The sequence below is a fragment of the Terriglobales bacterium genome (assembly GCA_035764005.1).
GTDB lineage: Bacteria > Acidobacteriota > Terriglobia > Terriglobales > Acidobacteriaceae > Gp1-AA112.
Window position 1 is genome coordinate 1 of record DASTZZ010000065.1, and the last position, 22,882, is coordinate 22,882.

The 22,882-nt window shown below is 56.5% G+C and carries 20 protein-coding genes and 1 tRNA gene; 15 read left to right on the forward strand and 6 right to left on the reverse strand.

Annotated features, from left to right (window positions below; genetic code table 11):
• Positions 1–373: 373 nt before the first annotated feature.
• Positions 374–850 carry a DinB family protein gene (locus tag VFU50_09785; protein ID HEU5233140.1) on the forward strand — a complete coding sequence of 159 codons (477 nt, stop codon included), beginning with the start codon at positions 374–376 and terminating at the stop codon, positions 848–850.
• 289 nt (positions 851–1,139) lie between these two features.
• Here the strand turns inward: VFU50_09785 and VFU50_09790 are convergent, their stop codons facing one another.
• Positions 1,140–1,505: a hypothetical protein gene (locus VFU50_09790; protein HEU5233141.1), complete on the reverse strand. Its 366-nt coding sequence runs from the start codon at positions 1,503–1,505 to the stop codon at positions 1,140–1,142.
• Positions 1,506–1,672: 167 nt separating this feature from the next.
• Between VFU50_09790 and VFU50_09795 the strand changes: the two genes are divergently transcribed.
• The 5 genes from VFU50_09795 (at position 1,673) to VFU50_09815 (ending at position 6,324) form a co-directional block, all read left to right on the forward strand.
• Complete coding sequence (locus VFU50_09795) at positions 1,673–2,176, forward strand: DinB family protein (protein HEU5233142.1); 504 nt, start codon at positions 1,673–1,675, stop codon at positions 2,174–2,176.
• Between the two features lie 58 nt (positions 2,177–2,234).
• On the forward strand, positions 2,235–4,202 hold the full coding sequence (gene thrS, locus VFU50_09800; protein HEU5233143.1) for a threonine--tRNA ligase: 1,968 nt from the start codon (positions 2,235–2,237) through the stop codon (positions 4,200–4,202).
• 33 nt (positions 4,203–4,235) lie between these two features.
• Positions 4,236–4,496, forward strand: a complete 261-nt coding sequence (locus VFU50_09805; protein ID HEU5233144.1) for a hypothetical protein — start codon at positions 4,236–4,238, stop codon at positions 4,494–4,496.
• Between the two features lie 250 nt (positions 4,497–4,746).
• On the forward strand, positions 4,747–6,084 hold the full coding sequence (locus tag VFU50_09810; GenBank protein ID HEU5233145.1) for a DUF4440 domain-containing protein: 1,338 nt from the start codon (positions 4,747–4,749) through the stop codon (positions 6,082–6,084).
• Positions 6,085–6,111: 27 nt separating this feature from the next.
• A complete protein-coding gene (locus tag VFU50_09815; protein ID HEU5233146.1) occupies positions 6,112–6,324 on the forward strand; it encodes a hypothetical protein in 213 nt (70 codons plus the stop codon).
• 49 nt (positions 6,325–6,373) lie between these two features.
• Here the strand turns inward: VFU50_09815 and VFU50_09820 are convergent.
• Positions 6,374–6,449 (reverse strand) — tRNA-Lys (locus tag VFU50_09820).
• A gap of 85 nt (positions 6,450–6,534) precedes the next feature.
• Here VFU50_09820 and VFU50_09825 point away from each other — a divergent pair.
• From VFU50_09825 to fdhD, 3 genes are all read left to right on the forward strand, one after another.
• Positions 6,535–7,542 (forward strand): NAD(P)H-quinone oxidoreductase, encoded by a 1,008-nt coding sequence (locus VFU50_09825; protein ID HEU5233147.1) that lies wholly within the window; start codon positions 6,535–6,537, stop codon positions 7,540–7,542.
• Positions 7,543–7,646: 104 nt separating this feature from the next.
• Entirely contained in the window at positions 7,647–7,940 is a 294-nt protein-coding gene (locus VFU50_09830; protein HEU5233148.1) for a hypothetical protein, read from the forward strand.
• 68 nt (positions 7,941–8,008) lie between these two features.
• Positions 8,009–8,851: a formate dehydrogenase accessory sulfurtransferase FdhD gene (gene fdhD, locus VFU50_09835; protein HEU5233149.1), complete on the forward strand. Its 843-nt coding sequence runs from the start codon at positions 8,009–8,011 to the stop codon at positions 8,849–8,851.
• Positions 8,852–8,895: 44 nt separating this feature from the next.
• On the opposite strand, the gene VFU50_09840 is transcribed toward fdhD, so the two are convergent.
• Positions 8,896–10,341, reverse strand: coding sequence for a fibronectin type III domain-containing protein (locus tag VFU50_09840; GenBank protein HEU5233150.1), 1,446 nt, complete (start codon positions 10,339–10,341; stop codon positions 8,896–8,898).
• A 221-nt stretch (positions 10,342–10,562) separates the two neighbouring features.
• Here VFU50_09840 and VFU50_09845 point away from each other — a divergent pair, with 221 nt between their 5' ends.
• From VFU50_09845 to VFU50_09855, 3 genes are all read left to right on the forward strand, one after another.
• Complete coding sequence (locus VFU50_09845) at positions 10,563–10,805, forward strand: hypothetical protein (protein ID HEU5233151.1); 243 nt, start codon at positions 10,563–10,565, stop codon at positions 10,803–10,805.
• Complete coding sequence (locus VFU50_09850; GenBank protein ID HEU5233152.1) at positions 10,802–11,143, forward strand: type II toxin-antitoxin system PemK/MazF family toxin; 342 nt, start codon at positions 10,802–10,804, stop codon at positions 11,141–11,143. Before VFU50_09845 ends, VFU50_09850 begins: the two co-directional genes overlap by 4 nt.
• 377 nt (positions 11,144–11,520) lie before the next feature.
• Positions 11,521–13,581 (forward strand): glycoside hydrolase family 127 protein, encoded by a 2,061-nt coding sequence (locus tag VFU50_09855; GenBank protein HEU5233153.1) that lies wholly within the window; start codon positions 11,521–11,523, stop codon positions 13,579–13,581.
• A gap of 38 nt (positions 13,582–13,619) precedes the next feature.
• Here VFU50_09855 and VFU50_09860 read toward each other — a convergent pair whose 3' ends face one another.
• Both VFU50_09860 and VFU50_09865 read right to left on the reverse strand, forming a co-directional pair.
• Positions 13,620–14,084, reverse strand: a complete 465-nt coding sequence (locus tag VFU50_09860) for a hypothetical protein (protein ID HEU5233154.1) — start codon at positions 14,082–14,084, stop codon at positions 13,620–13,622.
• A gap of 175 nt (positions 14,085–14,259) precedes the next feature.
• The gene (locus VFU50_09865) at positions 14,260–14,976 is read right to left on the reverse strand and encodes a hypothetical protein (GenBank protein HEU5233155.1); all 717 of its coding nucleotides are present in this window, start codon (positions 14,974–14,976) and stop codon (positions 14,260–14,262) included.
• A 273-nt stretch (positions 14,977–15,249) separates the two neighbouring features.
• Between VFU50_09865 and VFU50_09870 the strand changes: the two genes are divergently transcribed.
• Both VFU50_09870 and VFU50_09875 read left to right on the forward strand, forming a co-directional pair.
• Complete coding sequence (locus VFU50_09870; protein ID HEU5233156.1) at positions 15,250–16,158, forward strand: isoaspartyl peptidase/L-asparaginase; 909 nt, start codon at positions 15,250–15,252, stop codon at positions 16,156–16,158.
• Between the two features lie 195 nt (positions 16,159–16,353).
• Entirely contained in the window at positions 16,354–19,974 is a 3,621-nt protein-coding gene (locus tag VFU50_09875) for a TonB-dependent receptor (GenBank protein ID HEU5233157.1), read from the forward strand.
• 149 nt (positions 19,975–20,123) lie between these two features.
• Here VFU50_09875 and VFU50_09880 read toward each other — a convergent pair whose 3' ends face one another.
• Positions 20,124–20,405 carry a hypothetical protein gene (locus VFU50_09880; protein ID HEU5233158.1) on the reverse strand — a complete coding sequence of 94 codons (282 nt, stop codon included), beginning with the start codon at positions 20,403–20,405 and terminating at the stop codon, positions 20,124–20,126.
• A 575-nt stretch (positions 20,406–20,980) separates the two neighbouring features.
• Here VFU50_09880 and VFU50_09885 point away from each other — a divergent pair.
• The gene (locus VFU50_09885; GenBank protein HEU5233159.1) at positions 20,981–22,807 is read left to right on the forward strand and encodes a hypothetical protein; all 1,827 of its coding nucleotides are present in this window, start codon (positions 20,981–20,983) and stop codon (positions 22,805–22,807) included.
• Positions 22,808–22,882 lie beyond the last annotated feature (75 nt).

The following is a 22,882-nucleotide window of genomic DNA, read 5'->3' on the forward strand; positions in this document are numbered from 1 at the left end:
TGCGTGCCGGAAAGGACGTTGCTGGTCAGCAGCCACAACAATATGGGCACACTGAAGATGCGGCTGATCGTGATGTAATTGGGCAGATTCACGGAAAGAGCAGTCCCGACGCCTCGATTATCTGCTTCGCCTTGAGCCAAAGCAACGACGGCGTTCCTGCCTTACTGTCATTCCGATGCTTGCTGTCATTCCGAACCGCCGCTTTTGCGGTGAGGAATCCCTATCGACTTGCATGATCCCTTCTCGTGCGAAATCCTCAAGAGAGCGACCGACAATCCGAATGCCCTTGGGTCCACGCTTTCGAAGTCCGTAGGGATTCCTCGCCGCCACACACCGGCGGCTTCGGAATGACGGCAAGTTCGAGGAGACTGGAATGAACAACTCGCCTGTGCAACAGCACCTACTTAACCTGCTCAGCTTCAAAGGCGCACACATTGATTTCGAGGGCGCCATTCGCGGACTCGCGCCTGAGCTGCGCGGCAAGAAGATCAAAGGCGCGCCTCACACAATCTGGCAGCTTATGGAGCACATGCGCATCGCGCAATGGGACATTCTCGAATTCAGCCGAGACGACAAGCACGTCTCGCCGGAGTTTCCCGACGGCTACTGGCCGGATTCTGCCGCACCTTCGAGCGATGCAGCATGGAAGAAGAGCGTGGCTGCGTTTCGTCGGGACTTGGATGCCATGAAGCAGCTTGTGGCCGAAGCCGATGAGCAGCAGCTTTACGCGCGCATTCCCCACGGTGATGGTCAGACTCTGCTGCGAGAGGCGTTACTCGTGGCCGATCACAACGCCTATCACCTGGGCCAGCTTGTGTTCTTGCGGAAGATGTTGGAAGGAAGGCGGTAGGCAATAAGCAATAGACAATAGGCGAAAAGATCCTGCCAAGAACGAACCTGTCATTCGAAGCACGTGCGTTTCGAGCCTACTGCCTATCGCATATTGCTTATTGTGAGGTGCCTTCGAGAAATGCGTGAATTGGCAGCAATTCCGGCGCCAATACAACTCGAGACGAAGAGGATCGGCGGCGTCGCAAGTCCGACAAAGACCGCAACGCCGCCCGATTTCGTTGTTGGCGCCAAATTTACATTCCAAAGGCAAGGAACTACTCGGCGACAGGCTAAGCAGCTATACAAAACTAGCGTCCGCGCTCAGCTTTCTTTTCCTGTCCTGGAGGCAGCGCGCCGCCTTTCCAGCCGCGCTTTTGTCCCTTTTCCCAGCCGCGACGGTCGTGGTCGCGATCATGGCTGCGGAAATCGTGGCGGCCTTCGTGATGCTCACGGCGCATGCGTTCTTCGCGCTCATGCCGCAAACGCGCTTCGCGTTCGAATCGAGCGTGCCGCTCGCGCTCTTCGCGCAGATGACGATCATGTTCACTCTCGCGAACTCGGCGAATATGTTGTCCACTGTTGTGCTCGCCCGGATGGTCGTAAGCCGACGCCGCAATTGGCATCAGAGTCAGGCTGGCCAGTAAAGATCCTGTGACTAAAAAGTGTGATTTCAAAGTGGTTTCTCCAGAGAGCAGTCGAGCACCTGACGTGCCGCAATCGGCTACTCAGAATGAGGAACTTGCGTTGATCGCTGCTCGTGTGGAGGAAATTTTTACATCAGCAGAACGCAAAATTCTGCGGTACCAAAGGACAGGGACTAGTGGCATACCGATCGCGACAAATGCGCGATACTACTCGGATGACTTTCGCGTCGATTTCCTCGGACTTACTTCAAACTGTGCGCATTGCTGAACCGATGTTGCACGAGATCGGGAACGCCGATGCAACGTTTCGTCCAGCACCAAACAAGTGGAGCAAGAAGGAGATCCTTGCTCACTTGATCGATTCTGCGTCGAACAATCATCAGCGATTTGTGCGTGCCGCTTCGCAAGAAAGTCTTGAATTTCCCGGATACGATCAGGAAAAACTCATCGCGCTACAGAATCCAAACGGCGCAAGCTGGGAGCTGGTGATCGAACTCTGGTCAGCCTACAACCGATACCTCGCGCATGTCCTGCAGCAGCTTCGGGAATCCTCTGCGCAGGTTCAATGCAGCATCGGCGGTCGTCAGCCCGTGACGCTCCTCTGGCTCGCAGGAGATTACGTGGAGCATCTCAAGCATCATCTGAACCAGGTTCTCGGGAACAAGTTCCAGACCGGCTGGAGCCTGGCCGCGAGCATGTGAGAGCTCGTGGCTTCGCGCCTTCTTTGCGTTATCCTGAATGATTACAGCCGGAAACGCTATGTCCGACGTTGCTCAAGCCACTCAAACCATCAAAATTACTCTGCCCGACGGATCTTCGCGCGAAGCGCCACGCGGTACTACGGCCTATGAGGTAGCCAAGGCCATCTCGCCGCGCCTGGCAGATGCCGCGCTCGTCGCCAAAGTGAATGGAAAGCTTGTCGATCTGAATCGACCGATCGAAGAAGATGCCGAAGTTCGCATTCTTACCGAGAAAGATCCCGAGGCGCTCGAAGTTTTTCGCCACTCTTCCGCACATTTGTTAGCAACTGCGGTAACGGAGTTGTTCCCGGAGACCAAACTGGGACATGGTCCGCCAACCGAATCGGGTTTTTTCTATGACTTCTATCGTCCGACGCCTTTTTCGGCTGACGATCTGCAGCGCATCGAGCAGCGGATGGAAGAGGTCGTAAAGCGCGACGAGAAGTTCGTGCGCGAATACGTGCCTCGCGATCAGGCCATCAAGCAATACGAAGCTGAAAACGACTGGATGAAAGTTCATTTCATCCAGAAGCATACTGAGGGCGAGAACCAGGTTTCCTTTTATCGCAACGGCAAGTTCGTCGATTTCTGCCGCGGTCCGCACATTCCCAGTACGGGAAGAATCAAGGCATTCAAGCTCACCACCCTTGCCGGCGCGTACTGGCTAAACGACGAGAAGAATCCACAGCTTCAGCGCATCTATGGAACCTCGTTCTATTCAAAAAAAGATCTTGAGCAGTATCTCAATGCGATTGAAGAGGCGAAGAAGCGCGATCATCGTGTGATCGGTCAGCAGCTCGATCTGTTTTCAATTCAGGAACTCGCCGGCCCAGGTCTGATCTTCTGGCATCCCAAAGGCGGAATCATCCGCAAAGAGATGGAAGACTGGATGCGCGCCGAGTATCTGAAGCGGGGATATTCGCTTGTTTTCACTCCGCACGTGATGCGCGTCGATCTCTGGAAGACCAGTGGCCACGCCGGCTACTACGCGCAGAACATGTTCACGCCGATGGAACTGGACGATGCCGAGTACCAGTTGAAGCCGATGAACTGTCCGGGACACATCCTGATTTACCAGAACACGCTGCGCTCCTATCGCGATTTGCCGGTGCGCCTCGGAGAACTCGGGACTGTCTACCGCTACGAGCGTTCCGGCGTCATGCACGGACTGCTGCGCGTGCGGGGTTTTACCCAAGACGACGCGCATATCTTCTGCACGCCTGAGCAGATTGAAGACGAGATCGTCGGCTGCATCGATTTTGCACTCGCGGTTCTGAATGCATATGGCTTCGACAAATATGAAGTCGAGCTATCGATTTGGGATCCGAACGACACCGGCAAGTACATCGGTGCGAAGGAAAACTGGGAGCGCGCGATTTCGTCCCTGGAAAAAGCCATGCAGCGTCGCGGGATCAAGTACAAGACGATTCCTGGCGAAGCTGCGTTCTACGGCCCGAAGATCGACGTGAAGCTGGTCGATGCCATCGGACGCCTATGGCAGCTCTCAACCGTGCAGTTCGACTTCACGCTTCCCGAGCGTTTCAAACTGGAGTACGTCGCTGAGGACGGCTCGCGCAAGCAGCCGCTGATGGTTCATCGCGCTCTATACGGTTCGATCGAGCGCTTCTTCGGCGTGCTTATCGAGCACTATGCCGGCAACTTCCCTGTGTGGCTCTCGCCGGTGCAGGTGGTGATGGTTCCCATTTCTGAACGTCATGCTGCTTACGCAGAACAGGTTGCGGAGAAGCTCAAGGCGGCCGGCGTACGCGTCCATGTGGATGCCCGCAATGAAAAGATGAACGCCAAGATCCGCGAGCATACGATGCAAAAGGTTCCATTCCTTTTGGTGGTCGGCGACAAAGAAGCGGAGGCCGGCGAGGTCAGCGTTCGTGTACGCGGCAAAGGCGACGAGGGCAAAGCAAAAGTCGACGCATTCGTCTCGCGCATTCGCCGCTTGATCGAGACGCGAGCTTCAGCTCTGGATTAAGCAAATACCCTCGCACTCGCCGAAGAAACTATTGTGTTTTCTCGCAGAATCGCAGTTGCTTACGAAACAGATGGTCAGCGTCAGCCTTGCGCGCTGAAGTGGCTCGACAGCTTCTCCATGCGCAACTTCACCAATGACGCGGTCTTCGACGACACCCTTCCGCTCAGCGATGGCTTGATCGAGATCGGCGCTCGCGTCCCTCTCGAAGATCTGCGAACGGCGATGCAGGACTGGTTTCAACGAAAGGGCTACCTGCCCAAAGGCTCGCAATTGCTCTTAAAGGAGCTTGCCTGAGGTGTTTCTGGCCTCCAATTTCAGCGACTCGGCGCGGCGCGACTACACCCAAAACTTCTCCGTGTCCTCCGTGCCTCCGTGGTGAAATAGCTTTCGGCAGCCACTCAGAATCGGGAGAAACTCCTCCGGGCATCTAATACTTAAATCCGGTGTTTACTTTGATATGGCATTCAGAAGATCGAGAGGCACGGGTGTGAGCAGCTTCCAGAGAAGCTCCCGGTCTGTCTATTCGCGTGTCTGCTGGATAGGATTGGCAATCGTTGCTCTACTGGCGTCGAGCTTTTGCCAAATGCAGGATGCGGGTGATGGCCCGCTCGACCCTTCGCTGCCCGAGGGGGTCACAGTTCGTGACATCATCAGTCGTTTTGCCGCTCAAGAACAGGTCTTTAAACAGGCACGCGAGCACTACACCTATCGCCAGATCGTCAGGATGCAAACCATCAGCGACACAGGTTTCCCCGACGGCGAATACGACACCACCTTCGATGTAACTTTCAACGACCAGGGCGAGCGCGTCGTAAAACAGGTCTCACAGCCGCGAGACACGCTGAAGAGAATCAGCGTCACGCCTGAAGACATCGACGATATGCGCAACCGCATGCCGTTTGTGCTCACCACGGACGAGATTCCCGACTACAACATCAAATATCGCGGCCAACAGGCGACCAGCGGAACGCATGCCTACGTCTTCGATATTTCCCCTAAAGCCATGGAGGAAGGCCGCCGCTACTTTGAGGGCCGCATCTGGGTGGACGCGAATCAGTATCAGATCGTGAAGAGCTCAGGCAAAGCTGTGCCTGACATTTACAACAAGAACGGAGAGAACCTGTTTCCCAGCTTCGTTACTTATCGCGAACTGGTGGACGGGAAATATTGGTTTCCTTCCTACACAAAGTCAGACGATTATCTCCACTTCAGTACCGAATCGGTACACGTGATTGAGACCGTCGATTACGTTAACTACCACCGTTTTGGCTCCGAGTCGCGCATCATCTTTAATGGACAAGAAGTCCCTGGAGCACAGGATCAAGCATCCTCACAGGCGCCAACATCGCAGCCGCAGAATCGAACCCAGCAGCCATATCCGCCGGCCGGTACACCCGCACCCCAGCAGCAGCAGAGTAATGCTCAACAGCCGCCTCAAAGAGTCCCAGCCGCAAACCAGCAGCGGACACAAAACAGCGCGCAGGCGCCGCAAAGTCCGCCTCCGCAGCCGGTGCAATACGTCCAGCAAACGCTCATGACGCTGGAGGGAGAAATTTCCGACGCGATCAACCGTCGCGATGTGGCCATCCTGCAGCGCATTTTGACCGATGACTACAAGCTCATCAGCGCCAATGGAGATTCCGAAGACAAGTTTGCATTGCTGGATGATATCCATCAGAACCGCGCCGGAACGTTCGGTCAGCCGGAGAACCTGCGAGTTCAAGTGAACGGCGATCGCGCCACCGTCACCGGTGAACGCGTCGAATCAATTCCAACCGGCGGCAACCGCATGCAGAGCGCGCGCGTGCGGTTCACCGACACGTTTATTCGTCGCGCGGGCGAGTGGGTTCTCATGCAAACCAAAGAAGCGGCGGCACGATAAAGACGAGACCTGCATCTAAGCGGAAGTATGGAGCGTTGGGAACAATATGAGATTTGGGCGCCGGCCTCGGGCGAGTCGCGCTGGCAGTTTGTTGCCGCATTTCACGATTTCGATATCGCCTCAGCGGTCGCGAAAAAGCGAGGCACTCACGTACGCTTGATTCAAGCCAAGTATGTTGACGGAAAACTGGCAGAACAGCAGGTAATCCTGGACCTGGGAAAGACGCGCCAAACTGCTTAAAGACTTCTACACAAAACTACTGGAGAACCTGCTTGTGCCAGGTACGTGGTGGTGAGCGCGGCAGGATTCGAACCTGCGACCCACGCCTTAAAAGGGCGTTGCTCTACCAACTGAGCTACGCGCCCACAACTCCAATTTATCATGTAGGCCGCGCGCAAACTGGCGCGAAGCCGTCGCCACAGTCGCAAGCGAAGCCTTCCAATCTTCTCTATGCCGAACAGCTCGGAAACCATGATGGCCGTAGTGATCCAGCACGCTGGCGGTCCCGAGGTGCTTCGCCTCACGTCAGTAGAGAAACCCTCCTGTGGTCCATCTGATGTGCTTGTTCGGGTACGAGCCTCCGCCTTGAATCGTGCCGACATCCTGCAACGGAAGGGCAAGTACCCCGCGCCTCCAGGATCACCTCGTGATATTCCCGGAATGGAATTTGCAGGCGAGGTCGAGGGTACGGGCTCCGCCGTCCAGCTTTGGCATGCGGGAGACCGCGTGATGGGCCTCGTCGGCGGCGGTGCGTACGCGGAGTACATTGCCGTTCACGAACGTACCGTGATGAGAATCCCCGCGAAGCTTGACTTTAAGCAGGCGGCGGCGATTCCTGAAGCTTTCATTACTGCCCACGATGCGCTCTGGGTGCAGGCTGCCGTCCGGCCCAGCGATCGCGTACTCATTCACGCCGTTGGCAGCGGCGTCGGTTTGGCTGCCATTCAACTCGCGCGAGCCATAAACGCGATCCCGCTTGGAACGGCCCGAACGCCGGATAAGCTGCAGCGGGCGAAGCAGTATAGTCTTGCAGCAGGCTTCCTGGTCTCGTCGGCACCAACTCCTGAGGACGCGAAGACCTGGTCTGCCGATGGCGCGTTCGATGTCGTCCTCGATTTAGTGGGAGGAGCCTACACGAACGCGAGCCTGCATGCGCTCGCGCATCGCGGACGCATCATGCTGATCGGCACCATGGGAGGAGCGAAGATCGAGCTGGATTCGTCAATCGCGCTGGGAAAACGCGCGCAACTGATCGGCACCGTGTTGCGTGCCAGACCTCTGGAGGAAAAAATTGCTGCCACGCGCCGCTTCGCCTCGGAGGTGATTCCACTCTTTGCCAATGGCACGTTGCGCGCAGTAATCGATAGCAGCTTCGACCTGCGGGATGCCCGCGCCGCTCACGAGCGCATGGAATCGAACCAGAGTTTCGGCAAAATAGTTCTTTGCATCGGCAACTAACGGTACCGCCGAACTTTCTTGCATAAGTTCCCTTTTCCGTGACACACTTCCGCGCACGAGGAGAGTTCCTGGTGGACGTGAGCACTTCCTCGTCAGGAGGTGTCATGCTTTCTCCCTCTCAGGTCGAACGCCTGCAAGATGAGTTCGACAAATTCATTGCCATACTCGTATGCGGCAGTCTTATTTTCCTTGTAGGTTCCACGATGGGTGTCTTCGCCAGCCAGGACCTTCTATACGGAACCAACTTCATGATGCGCCTCGCCGGAGCCGAGCAGATGTTGGGTGTGCTGATGATCGTGGTCGGCGGGATCAAGGCAAACAGCTTGCACAAGCAGCTCAACCAGCCAGCTACGTCTCAAGCCTCCTCGCACTCAGCTGCAGCCAGGGCGGGACACTAAGCTACAGGTTTTCAGCCCGCCCGAGCAGCGTCGAAGCCATTCGTCTCTCCACTCGCTATGATTGAAGTGTGCGTTCGCAATCGAAGGCGCAATCCAAACCAAGCATCGCGCTGACGTCGGTCGATCAGTGGGAGGACGGGGCCGTCTCCCACGCTCAAGACTATCTTGCCGTAGAAGAACCGCTTGAAATCCGAATTGGGAATACTCCCATCAGCGTGACCATGCGCACCCCGGGCCATGACCTGGAGCTGACCGCAGGCTTCCTATTTACTGAAGCAATTATTTCCACCCGCGCGGAACTGAGCGCGCTCGAATCGACCAACCCGAACACCGTAGCTGCCGTGATTGCCGGCGGCAGGAGTCCTGAGGCCGATCTGCAACGCAATTTTTTCGCCGCCTCAAGTTGCGGCATCTGCGGCAAAGCGACGATCGAGTCGGTCCGCGTGCGCGGTATCAAGCCGGTGAATTCGGCGTTTCACATCGACCCCGATGTGCTGTGCTCATTGCCACAACGGTTGCGTGAATCACAAGCAGTTTTCGGGCGCACGGGAGGATTGCACGCTGCTGCTGCATTCGATGCTGCTGGGCAGATGTTGGTGTTGCGGGAGGACATTGGCCGCCATAATGCCGTCGATAAAGTGATCGGATGGGCGCTGCTGAACGATCGAATCCCGCTGAGCCATTTCGTGCTGATGGTTAGTGGGCGCGGCGGATTTGAAATTTCCCAGAAAGCACTTGCGGCCGGCATTCCCGTTTTGGCCTCAGTATCAGCGCCGTCGAGCCTTGCCGTGCAGATTGCCCGGGAGTTCGGAATGACGATGATCGGATTTTTGCGAGGGCGGCGATTTGTGGTGTACTCGGCGCCTTTGCGGGTGAGCGGGAAAGGCGAACACGAAGGTCACGAGGGATAACCTAAGAGGTCACGAAGAGCGGCTTCGTGACCTTCACGGATGCGTTATCGCCGCCCTGTTAGTTGCGCCAGCGAAACTGGTTGATCCAGGCGGATTTTCAGCTCTGTATCGGCTGGAAGTTCAACGTCTTTGCCCTTGGTCGCGAGGATGTAGCCGCCTCCTGCAATCGCTCCGATCGCAAGCCCTTTGAACGGACCGCCGAAGATTAATCCGGCAATTGTGCCTATTCCGGCTCCTACGGCTGCGCCTTTGGCCGTTGTCGAGGCATTCGTATTCGACTGCACTTCGCCTTCGGAATTTACGGAACCATTGCCTCCCGTCTGATTCACGGAGAGCAGTGTTGCCGAAATGGGAATCGTACTTCCATTCGGGAGAGCAACGCTGTCGAAGCGGAGATTGAGCTTGCCGCGTCCGCGCATGGAAGGCAGCGTTTTGCCTTCCTCCGACTCGGTCACCTGACCATTGATGCGCGCGCCTACCGGGATCACGATCTGGTCGTTGAAGTCGCGGACCGGTTGCGTAACCGCGGCAGTGAAGCGCTGGCCGGGAGTTGAGGTTTTTGTCGACAGCGCTGTTTCCAAACTGGCACTGATCTCGGTTCCTTCTGGAAGTTCGTTCTGGCCAGAGTGCTCGCGCCGGGTGAGCTGCGGTCCCGAATTTTGCGCCGTTCCCGACGAGATTGTCTCCGGATGCTGATCATAGAGCGGCTGCGCGCCGGCAAATACCGTGGTGAAGCTGGCAATCGGCTGTGAGGAGGGTTCGTCGAGCTGAAAGTAGTAACGCGTTCGCGGCTTCAGATTCGAGAGGTGAATGCGATGCTCGGTTGAGTCCTTGAAATCGCCGCCGGTGTAGAGAAGATTGTCGCGATCGGTGCCGTAATAAAGTGTGTTGCTCGCCGGTACATTCGTCGTCCAGGAGATCACGGCAGTGGTGTCATCCAGATACTGGATCGATGGTCCACGCGTCACGATGATGTTTCCGAAATTCGCCGCCTGGGCCGTCTGTCCAGTTGCGGGATTCGGTTTTGGCTGCAGCGAGCCCTTGAATGGCTGCTGGTTACGAATTGGATTTGCGCCCAGCGCCGTGGTCTGGAATCCGTCTACACCATCCGAGGAATTCACTGCAGCCGTGCCCTGCCCAGTGTCAATGCGGAAGTAGTAGGTTGTGCTCGGCTGCAGATTGCGCAGATTGATCTGATGCCGCAGGCTGAGGGATTTCGTATCTTCCGAAATCTGATTCAGATTGCTCGGATCCTTGCCATAGAACACGCGGCTCGCAAACGGCTGATCGGTCGTCCAGGTAATCACGGCGAATTGGTCGTCCGCATACTGGATCGTCGGCCCTTGCGTGATGTTTACTCTTGCAGGAGCCTGCGCGGTATCAGTGTCATTTGGATTTTGATTCGTTTGCGCGAAGGCGGCGGTGCCGATGATGAGGAATAGCGAAAAGAACAGGCTCAAGCATTTGGGAATCGAAAACCTGATAAACAACTCTCTCCTCCTGGACTGAAACCAGAGTTCAAGGTTTCTCTATTATCTTGGACGCAGCGCTCACCTCATCGTAATCCAGAGCACCACGTGATTGCGATGATTTCAAGCGTCGAATGTTTGCAGTCACCCCCGTTGGAACGAGCGACTACCCTACAATGCGTAAGTTCCGGTTATTCGATCTGATGTTGCTTAGCGGTATAACCAGAGTTATACTTACCATTGTGAAAACAGCAGTGTCGATTCCGGATCCGATTTTCGAAGCTGCGGAGCGTACTTCGAAACGCTTGGGCATCTCGCGGAGCCGCTTCTATGCGCTTGCCATTGAGCAGCTCATCGAACGTCAGCAGGGGCGAGGCATTCAGGAGCTTCTCGATGAGGTCTATGCAACCGAGAACTCGCACTTGGATGAGACGCTTGCGGCGATGCAATCAGCAAGCATCAGGGGAAATCGAAAGAGTTGGTGATTCAGCGCGGCGAGATTTGGTGGGCCTCACTTGGAGAGCCTGCAGGGTCAGGGCCTGGATTCCGACGTCCGGTTCTGGTAGTGCAGTCCGACAGCTTCAATGCGAGTCGGATTCAAACCGTTGTCGTGGTCGCCATTACTTCAAACCTGCGGCTGGCGGCGGCCCCTGGGAATGTCCTCGGCTCGCCCAAAGATACAGGGCTTCCAAGGAAATCGACCATCAACGTCTCGCAGGTAATCACCATAGATAAAGGCTTGTTGCGCACTCGAATCGGAATCCTCCCGCCTGCTCTTTTCAGGCGGGTAGAGGACGGACTGCGCTTGGCGTTGTCACTCTGAACGCAATTGCCGGGGCAGGGTTTCGGTATTGCGGGGAAGCTGCGGAGTTACTGTTCGATCAGTGCTTCCACAGCTTGCGGAATTCTGCAGCGGTGGAGCGTCCGAGCACGACCACCAGAGCGAGCCCGAGGGCAACGTCGATGGCCTGTAAAACGGTGAGCATAGATAGGCTGTAACTTAGCCTGAAACCTCGCCAGACGCAGCATTACTTTCGTGTGGGTTCCCAGATGCACAACCGCGACTAAAGAATCTGGCGTGCAGGACGAGCCTGCTGGGACAGCCTATTTTCGGAACGACAGCCTGCGGTGTAATCTGTCCCGTCTTTTACTTGCTACTTTGCTGGGCTCGAAACCAGCAAGTTTGCTTGGAGGAACTCAATGGCTGATGGCGTCTCCCGCAGGCAGTTTCTTGCGTCCGCAATCTCGGTGGCGGCCGCTTCTTCGCTGGCAGGCGCGAGTACATTTCCGCTAAATACTGCCTATTCGCAGCAGTCCGGAATCGAAGTGCCGTTGCAGGCCTCCGACTGGAAAAGCCAAGCGATCGAGAACCTGGCTAAGTCTCCCCATGCGAAGCTGCGGCAAGTCCCAATTCGGGCAGTGACAGTCAACGATGGCTTCTGGGGGAAGCGGCGGGAAGTGAACGTTGCAAAGAGTATTCCTTCGATGCACGACTTGCTCGAAGCCAATGGAAGGATGAACAACTTTCGCCGGCTCGAAGGCAAGAGTTCTGCTGCGCAGACTGGACCTGTGTATTCCGACTCTGACGTGTACAAGTGGACGGAAGCCGTTGGCTTTGCTTTGCAATCAGGCGATCTGCCCCAGCTCCGCGAAACGACGGAGAAGATCATCGACGATATCGTGGCCGCTCAGGAGCCGAGCGGATATCTCAACACCTACTACGTCCAGGATCGCGTAGCCTTGCGAATGACTCCGCAAACTCAGTCTACCGGGCACGAGCTGTATTGCATCGGCCACCTGCTGCAAGGCGCGATCGCCTACTATCGCGCAACGGGCGAGCGCAAGCTGCTCGATGCCGGCATTCGTTTCGTAAACGATTTCCTGATTCCGAACTACGGTCCCGCGCCGAAGAAGCCGATCATCTCCGGCCATCCGGAGATTGAGATGTCGTTAATCGAGCTTTATCGAATCACCGGCGACAAGCGCCAGCTGGATCTCGCGGGGTACATCCTGCAAGGCGATTCGCGCGCAGAGTTCCCCGAGCGCCGCACGATTTACATGTTCAGCGGCACTCCGTTTACCGAGCGCACCAAGCTTGAGGGTCACGCGGTCCGCGCAATGTACGCCTGCTGCGGCGCGACCGACTATTACATGGAGACCGGCGACGTTTCCTACTGGCGCACCCTGAATACCCTATGGAATGACATGGTGAGCACCAAAATGTATGTGAGCGGTGGGGTAGGCTCGCGGGCAGAGGGCGAGGCCTTCGGCGATGCCTACGAACTGCCCAACTTCCGCGCCTACGGAGAAAGCTGTGCCGCCATCGGCAACATGATGTGGAACTGGCGCATGCTTTCGGCCACAGGTGACGCGAAGTTTGCGGATGTAATCGAACGTGCTCTGTATAACGGTATCAATTCGGGAATGTCGTTGAATGGGACTCTCTATTGCTATCGCAATCCGCTGGCGTTCGATCCGTCGACAGGCGACAAGATCCGCAATCCCTGGTACGACACCACCTGCTGCCCGCCGAATCTGGAGCGCATACTCGCCTCGCTTCCGGGATACTTTTACAGCACCAGCAGCGATGGCCTGTATGTGCATCTATACGACAATTCCGAACTCAAATGGCGCCTGGAGGATGGAACCGGCATTCAGCTCACGCAGAAAACCGATTATCCCTGGCAGGGCGTGGTCGATATCTCTCTGACGCCCGCAGAACCTGTGCAATTCACGTTGTACATGCGCATTCCCGGCTGGGCGGACAGCGCCGATGTCAGCGTGAACGGAAAGAAAATCAGTGGGGCAACCCCGGGACACTATCTTCCGATTCGTCGGCAATGGTCGTCAGGCGATGCGATTCGATTGCAGTTGGACATGAGGCCGCAAATGCTTCAAGCCAACTCGCGAATAGCCGAAGACAGTGGACGGGTTGCGGTCCAACGCGGTCCTATCGTTTATTGCATGGAACAGCTCGATCAGCCCGCCGGAACCGCGCTGCCGGACGTGGCTCTCGAAGCAGGCAAACAGGCCGACTCTGGATTCACGAGCGAATATAAACCAGATCTTCTCGACGGGATTGTTGTGTTGCATCACGACGGAGTCGTAGAACAAAACTCCTCCGCGCAGCCTCTCTATTCCCGATATGAAGCTCGCTCGCAGAAGACGCGCCCGGTTTCACTGACTCTGATTCCCTACTACGCCTGGGCAAATCGCCAACCCTCCGCGATGCAGGTGTGGATGCCAGTTTTGAGAAGCTAAACCACGGAGCCGAAGGGACTCCGTGGTGATGGCGTTGGTTAGTGGCGTTTGGCGTGACGGTTGTTTCCGGAATAGTTGTTTCCCTGGAATCCGGAAGGATATCCGTACGGATCGTAAGGACCATTATAAGGACCGCTATCAGGTCCGCTGTAGTAGCCTCCGTCGCCGTAGTACGGATCGTTGCCGTAGTAGCCATTGTCGCCGTACTGGTTGTACTCATTCGCCCGACGCCGACGATCAATCGAATAGCCGACCGAAGCTCCAACTCCGGCGCCGACCACCGCTCCGGTGCGACCCGCCATCTTGTGTCCAATGTATGCTCCAGCCGCAGTCGAGCCGCCAATAATGGCGATGCTCTTCCAGGTATCGGAGCTCTGCGCCTGAGCAGGCTGCATCGCAACCGATGTAAACGCCGCGACCAGCGCGAGTGCTAGCAAGCGGCTACTCTTTATAACGCGAGCAGCTAGGTTTGTGAGAACTTCAGAGACTCTGGTGTGTGTCATGGGGCCCTCTACTCTGAGGGCTAAAACCCACTCATACGCACTTTGTTGCGAAGTGAAGCGCAGAGAATTTCCGCCCAACACCTTCTGCAAGTCGAATCCTCATACGGGTTTACCGGAATCTAGAGGGAACTCGCGGATGAACGGAAGTTTGGTTTCACCAGCTAAGCGGCTGCGTCTACTTCTTTTTCGAGTTCTTCGCTTGAATGGTCGTGGGTGGCACGAAGAGATCGTCTTTGAGGCCTTCGTTATATGAAACCTTGCTCAAGAAGCGCTGCGACACCATTTCGTCGTTCTTCATGCGCGTGATGACCATTGGCGTGCGAATCCCCTGAATCAACCGGTATTCAGAGTAGATGTCCGAATAGGTATCTTTTTCTTTGTATTTGGGATCCCGCACAGTGAAGCTCTTGCGAATGGGCAAATGGCTCGAGATATCTATGAAGAACGTCTCCTGCTGATTCGCCGCATTCGCCACCGTAACTTTCTCAACCTGGTGGTTATCCGTGAAGCCCTGCCCGTCGTAGAACAACACCGTTCCGGGGGCATGAAGCCAATTTCGCAGCACGTTGTCCATCGAGTATTGATCGCGCAATACGTATTCGCGGTTGGCGTCGTCATCTTCAGGACGCGTGCCATGGAAAGTCGTCTCCGTGCCGCGGCCGCCGTTGTGGATCACGATCCAGTCGCGCTGCTTGGTAAGCTCCATCCGGTCCTTATCGGGAAACTTGTAAAAGCGCCAGAACGGTGCGGTGCCGCCGGTAGGCTGCCCGTGATAAAAGCCGTTGGTCCTACCTTCCTGCGTCACGTCGGTGTAGTGCAGGTAAGCGTCGCCGCCGAGCGCCTGGATCATCTGAGCCAGGAGTTCCTTCGCTTTTGCAATGCCAGGATCCACGTTCTGTGATTGTGTTGCGCTGGGTTGTGCTGGCGACGTTGAAACTTGCCCAGGCAGGAAAGAAAAGCAAAGCAGGAAAGCAGTGATCATCAACATAATCCTACGACAGAGCAGGACTGACGTAGAGCCGGGCGCCCTCGCCCGGGTGTTCGTTTGCGGCGGCTAAATTCTTGTCACAGGATATGTAGAGCAATCCGGGCGGCGCTCCGTTCTTCACACCAGTGATCGTGATACACCTATTTAGTTTTAGTTTGCATTTTTACGAGGTGCTGAGTGCGAGTTGATCCCGTGCTGGTCGTTCACGGCGGAGCTTGGGCAATGCCCGACGATGTGGTCGAAGATCACCGTCGCGGCGTGCAGAAAGCCCTCCGTGTGGGCTGGGACGTTCTCTCCTCAGGCGGGTCAGCACTCAAGGCAGTCGAAGAGGCTGTTGTAGTCATGGAAGACGATGACACCTTCGATGCCGCGCTCGGCAGCTTTCTGACCGCCGACGGCAAGGTACAGATGGACGCCCTCATCATGGATGGGGCAACGCTTCGTGCCGGTGGCGTCGGCTGCGTGGAACGTCTGCGCAATCCCATCCGCGCGGCGCGACTCATCCTGAGTGAGAGCCCGCATGTGTACTTCGTCGGCGAAGGGGCCGAGCAGTTCGTTGCCGGGCTGGGGATGGAGCTGATCGAAAACTCCGAACTCGTAATTGAGCGGGAGAAAATTCGTCTGGCGGCGGCGAAGGCCTCGGCTGCCCAAGGCAAGCGCGATTTGACGTTTGCAGGGGGACACGACACCGTCGGCGCAGTAGCCCTCGACAGCGCCGGTCACCTCGCCGCCGCGACCTCGACCGGCGGGACGATCAACAAGACTCCGGGCCGCGTGGGTGACTCGTCGCTCATCGGCTGCGGCTGCTATGCCGATGATCAAAGCGGAGCCGTCTCCTGCACCGGTTGGGGCGAGCCGATCATGAAGCTCGTTCTCGGTAAGTGGGCGGCAGATCGCGTAGCCAGCGGCGCTCCTCCGGAGTTGGCCGCGCGCGAAGCCATCGGATACCTCAGTTCGAGGGTGAACGGTCACGGCGGGATGATTCTGCTTGACGCCCGGGGCCGCTACGGCATCGCCCACAACACTCCCCGAATGGCCTGGGCGGTGAAGACGACCTCGGCCGAAGAGGTCGGAATCGCAATCTAGCGCGATTTTCTGGTGCTCTGATCGCGAGTATCTCGTTGAAGATACTTGTATTCGTCCCAATAACTGATGTACAAACCTTGCGGCACCTCAGAGAAAAAATGGCAATAAGCAGTACGCAATAGGCTGAATGCTTCCTTCTGCAGATGTTCGCCTATTGCCTATCGCTTATTGCCTATGGCCCTTCAGGAGACGTTCATGATTCGTGCGTGCAAAGCGCTGTTCCTAGCTTGGTCGATTCTTGTTTTTTCAACCATTCTGCTGGCCCAGAACATCGCTACCGCGAACTTGCGTGGCGTGGTGCACGATCAGAATGGCGCAGTGATTCAGAATGCAAACGTCACCGCGCGGTTGGCAGCGCAGAACCTGGAGCGCGTCACTCAATCCAATAGCGACGGTGAGTACGTCTTCCTGAACCTTCCTCCTGGGACGTACTCCATCGAGGCTCAGGCGCCCGGCTTCGCCAAGCTCGTGCAGAACCCGGTAGTCCTCACGATCGGCCAGGATGCCGACCTCCCGCTCAATATGCGCGTGGCAGCGGCAACGGAAGAAGTGACGGTCGAGTCGGGTGCGGAAATCGTTGAGACTCAGCGCAGCTCGGAAGCGACGACCATCGACACGCAGCGGATCGAAAACCTGCCCATCAACGGCCGCAACTATATCAACTTCGCGCTCACGAACTCCCAACTCACACGAGACGACGCGCCCAGCATCGGCGCAGCGCCGACGTCGGGCCTGAATTTCGGCGGACAGCGCGCTCGCGCCAATCTGGTGAATCTCGACGGCATGAATAACGTCGATAACGGCGTGAATGGAATCCGATCCACCGTTTCTCAGGAAGCCGTGCAGGAATTCCAGATCATCACCAATGGCTTCAACGCCGAATACGGACAGGCCTCAGGCGGCATCGTCAACATCATCACCAAGAGCGGAACGAATGATTGGCACGGATCGGCCTATGCCTACCTGCGGAATCGCAATATTCAGGCGACGAACCCGTTCTCCACGGTGCAGAATCCCGCGTACACCCGCGTGCAGCCAGGCGCGACTCTCGGCGGCCCGATTGCGAAAGATAAGACGTTTTTCTTTTTCTCTTTTGAGACTACGCGCCGGCACGAAACCGGCTTCTCCAGCATCGGGCAGAACAATTTTGGATTACTTCCAATCGACGTTTCCCGGTTCTTCGGCGCACCGCAAGGCGCGGTGATCTTCCAGGGAACATCCGCTCAGCAAGCCTTTCTAAACGGTATCCCGAATGCCGCATTAGCCAATCCGGCAGTGCAGCAGTTCCTGCAAAAATATGTTCCGGTTGTTGGTGGCGGATCGGCCGTGGCTGTGAACGCCAAGCTGCCGGCCGCCCTCGGTGGCAGTCCAGCATTTATCACATCTGGCGCACCGCTGCCGGCCTCGTTCCACAGCCTTGCATCCCAAGTTGGAAACTTCCCCGTCTTTGAGGGCACCACGGTTTATAGCCTGAGGCTGGATCACAAGCTCACCAACAACCAGCAGCTCATGCTGCGCGGCAACGTCAGCCCGAGTACCGTTACCGGAATCGAAGTTAACGGCCAAAATCAGACGTTCGGCCAAAACTCGTATTCGCGCACGTCACAGCAGACTTATCGAGACGTAGCGATCACCGCGCAGGATGCTTGGGTGATCGGTAACAACAAAGTGAATGAACTTCGATATCAGTACTCGCGCCGTGGCCTGCTCTACAACTTTTCGTCCGGGCCCGGCGGTGGGGATGTCGCAATCAACATTCCTGGTTTTGCCTTCTTCGGGCGTGAACCGTTCTCGTTCGTTAACCGTACTGAGCAGCGCCATGAGGTTTCTGACAATTTCACCTGGAGTATGGGCAATCACAGTGTGAAATTTGGCGGCGATGTGAATCATCTACCCCTTACCGCAGATTTCACCGTGAACTTCGGCGGGCTGTATAACTTTGGCGCACTATCGGCAACGCAGCTCGGCTTCCCTGGCAGCCTTCCTGGATTGGGAAATGTCCCGGGATTCTCTCCAGTTCAGGCCTATGGATTGGGGATTCCACAAAGCTTTGTTCAGGGGGTCGGCAATCCGCACGACAGCTTCACGAACAACACCTTAGGCGTGTTCCTGCAGGACTCCTGGCGTGTGAGACCCAATCTGACACTCAATTATGGCGCTCGCTACGATGTCGAGTTCACGCCCACGTTCCCCGCGACCAACGCCATTTCCGCAGCCGCGCAGAACGCATTGGGAATCACTCAGGGGATTCCAAGGGACACGAACAACGTAGCTCCACGCGTGGGACTCGCATGGGATCCGTTCGGGGATGGCAAGACCGCAGTACGCGCTTCATATGGCATGTTCTATGACCACCCATTGCTCGCGCTCGCCTTTGACTCAGATGTTGCTGACGGATCACAAGCGCCGCAGATCATCCTCGGCGGTGGAGCATTTTGCAATCCCTCCGTCCCGGCGACACAAGGTGTTGGAAGCCTGAACGCTACCAACGGATTCATGGGCATTCAGACCAGCGCTGCCTGTGCATTACCCCCCGCATTAGCGCAGGGCCTTCAATACTTGCCGAATGAGCAGCGCTACAACGCACTCAATGCAAACTCGCTCTGGGTGAATCAGAACTTCCTGACAGCCGGTGTTCCGCTTTCGATTCTTCCGTTTGGTTTTCCAACGGCGAGCAACTTCAAGTATTCGTATTCGGAACAGGTAAATGTCGGAGTTGAGCGTGATCTGGGCCACAACTTCTCCGGCTCGCTCACTTATAACTACAACGGCGGCCATCACATCAACCGCCCGATCAACGCTAATCCCACGCGCGGAGACTTACTGTTAAAGAACTGGCAGGCCGCGGTTGCCGACAGCGCTAACAGCGGTGCTACGCCAAGCACCCTTCCCATTCAGGTCGCCGGCTGCGGAATCGGCCCTGCAGGGCCATATGTGCCTGCAGCGGTCGCCAACTTCTTCCGCCCTTCCGGAGTAAACCCGTCACTTGCTCCCGTGGTACCTGCGCAGTGCCTGGCGCTGGTAAACGCAGTCGAGCAGGCTGATGGACTCGGCGTAGGAGTGCCGGTGCCGTTCAGCGACATGGTCGCTAATTATGCGAATGGCAGCTCCGTCTATCACGCGATGACCATGAACCTGCGCAAGCGATTCAGCAACCACTACGAGTTCCTGGCCTCATACACGTGGTCGCATGCGATCGACGACTCAACCGACTTGCAGTCGCTGCTTGCTCCGCAGGATAGCTTTAATCCCAATGCGGAACGTTCAGAATCGACCTTCGATCAGCGCCACCGCTTCGTACTCAGTGGTGTGTACCAAACCGGGAAAATTGCCGGGAACGGCGTGTTGGGCAAAGTACTCAGTGGATTTACTGTCGCCCCCATCATCGAAGCCAGCTCTGGGCGTCCGTTCAACATCCTCGTTGGCGACGATCGTAACTTCGACTTCGGCCCGAACACCGATCGTCCCCTGACGGTGGCGGCGAACACGCCAGTAAACTTTTGCGGCGATGTTCCCGTTGCGTCGCAGTTTTCGCCGACCGGATTCCTGCAGCCCGCGTGCTACCTGAATGGCACGTTGGTCGGCAACCTGAAGCGCAACGCGGGAGTCAAGCCAACGACCGTGTTCACCGATCTGCGCGTCGGTCGCACCTTCAGCCTGACCGAGAAATTCAAGCTCGACGGCACCGTTGACATGTTCAACCTGATCAACAAGTTCAATGTCGCCGACGTGAACGTACTCTGGACGAATGCCGGCCAGCCTACGGCAGCATTTGATCCAAGGCAGTTCCAGTTTGGGTTGAAGCTGTGGTTTTAGCTTACGTTTGTCATTCCGAGCGGATGCTCACGCGTGCTTTTCGCGCGAGCAGGAGAGAGGAATCCCTACAGTCATTCAAGCACGCGGGATTGTGAGAGTTGGCAGGGATTCCTCACGCCAACTGCGGGCGTTGGGAATGACAATAAAGTCTAAGCTGTATAGGGCTGCAACTCTCTCTCGATCTCCGTTGCCTGCAAGCTCTCGCCGTTGTTCAACCGTTCCAAAATGGAACCAAGGACCAGCTTGGCCTGATCTTTCCCTCTATTTCGAATAAAGCCGTCGTACACGTGCTCGCCATTCGCGGCCCGATTGATTTCGGCCTCTCGATTGTGGTCGTCGAGCTCCGTGAAAAAAATCACTTCATAAGCGCCATTGCGCGACACGTCCCGATAGATTTCAAACATGATCTTGTCTGGCGGCGTGAATGCCATAGCGGGAAACCTCGAACGCAGAATTATAGCCAACGCGTTGTCATTCCGAACGCCAGGCGTGAGGAATCCCTATCGACTCGAGAACTCACCATGCATGGATGACGATAGGGATTCCTCTCTCCTGCTCACGCGAACAGCCCGCGTGAGCATCCGCTCGGAATAACAAAACGAACGCCAGGCGAGGGTGCCCGCTTCCACCAAGAAAACCAGAGTAGATGTCGCTCCTTGACACTCCTTCACTTGCCAAAGGTTTTTCCCATATGTATCTTAAAAACCACTACGAGCATCTGACGTAAGACTTGGATGCGGTGCCATGCATGAATTTCGCTCGCTGAGCATGGACAGAAGTCGCTGTGCTGTTCGCCGTGGCAGTAACCTTCTGCGTACGTCTTCGGCGAAGCTTGCCTGCGCAACCGACCCACATTCCCAAAATAGAATCAGCCTCTTAGAGTTCCAGCCACCCGACTTTCTGCGCCTGATATCTGTTCCCCGGCTCACAAGGTTTACTGTTCGCTCATCCAGTCAACAAAAGTTAACCTTACCGCCCGCGTTCTGCGATCCCCACGGAGAACACTATGTCCGTTACGAAAATCGATGTACCGCTCGAGGGTTTGACTAGCCATCCGCCAGTTTCTGCTGAAGAAGAGATTCGCCGCCGCCTAAACGCCGAACGCGAGCGCCTGGCGCGCGAGGCCGGGCTCGACAGCACCCACGCCAAGCACTTCCACCGCCCTGTCGAGCGTGCGTTTACTGCCTCTGAGCGCGACAAAGTCACGATTCTGATCGGCGGACTTACATGGAAACACGAGAAAGTCATGAAGGCCGTCTTTGAGGCCTGCGGCTACAAGTGCGACGTGCTGCCGACGCCGAACGTGTCTGCGTTCCAGCTTGGGAAGGAGTACGGCAATAACGGACAGTGCAATCCGACTTACTTCACTGTTGGCAATCTGGTGCAGTATCTCCAGATTCTGGAGGCGGCAGGTATTCCAAAGCGGCAGATCATCGATAACTACGTCTTCTTTACCGCAGGTTCTTGCGGCCCATGCCGTTTTGGCATGTATGAATCCGAGTATCGCCTCGCGTTACAGAATGCCGGCTTCGATGGTTTCCGCGTGTTGCTCTTCCAGCAGAACGATGGCGTGAAAGCCGCGTCCGGCGAACCGGGCCTGAAGTTCACGGTCGACTTCGGAATGGGAATGCTCAATGCTCTCAACCTCGGCGACATCATGAACGAAATGATTTACCGCATTCGGCCGTTCGAGGTGAATAAAGGCCAGACCGATCGCGTCTTCAAAGAGTCGGTGGACATGCTCTGCACCATGCTGAAAGAGCGCAAGCCCTTTGAAGATCACGAAGATTTGCCGCAGTGGCTTTCAAACTATATGGCGAAGCACAAGAATGCGGGCTGGGAGAAAGTTGTGAATTCGCTCGGCAAGGTCTGGGAGCACCTGTATGGCAGCGCGTACAAAGACTGCCTGGAGGCTGTACACGATCATCTCGCGACCATCGAAGTCGATCGTCTGCGCGTGAAGCCGGTCGTCAAGATCATCGGCGAATTCTGGGCGCAGATTACCGAAGGCGACGGCAACTTCAACATGTTTGCATTCCTGGAACGGGAAGGCGCACAGGTGCTCGTAGAACCGATCGCTACCTGGATCATGTACATGATGTACCAGGTCAAGGAGCGGTGGCGCGAGAAAAAGCCGCTCGAAGACAAATACAAAAGGCCCGCCTGGTGGGAGCTGCAAAAGCACGCTGTCAACGAGTTGAACTTCCGCAAGAAGATCGCCGGTCTCGCGGTCGGCGAGATGATCTACTCACGCCAGTATCACCGTGTAGTCGAAGCCCTCGGCGACATCGCGCACCATCTCGTCGATCAAAAAGAGATGGCCGATCTGGCCATGCCGTTCTACAACCAGTTCGCGCGCGGCGGCGAGGGACACCTCGAAGTCGGCAAGAACATCTACTACACGAAGCACAAGCTCTGTCACATGGTGCTGGCGCTGAAGCCCTTCGGATGCATGCCGTCGACGCAGTCTGACGGCGCACAGTCGGCGGTGGCGAACGCGTTTAAAGAGATGATCTTCCTCCCGATCGAGACCTCCGGCGAAGGCGAGATCAACGCACACAGCCGCGTGCAGATGGCGCTCGGCGAAGCCAAGGTCAAAGCGCGTCTTGAATTCGAGCAGGCGCTGCAATCGACCGGCAAGTCGCTCGATGAAATCAAGAGCTACGTCGCCGATCATCCCGAGCTGCGGCAGCTGTTCTATCCGATGCCGCATCGCGAAGGCGTCACGGGAATGGCCGCGAATTTCGTGCTGCACGTGAACGATCTGATCAACGGCAGAAAGAAGCTGGTTCGCGTGCCGATTCAGGCGAGAGCGCTGGCCGCAGCTTCGTAGGTTTCTTTTTTTGTTTTGTCATTCCGAACGAAGTGAGGAATCCCTACGGATGGCCACATCGTCCGTGTTAACCGA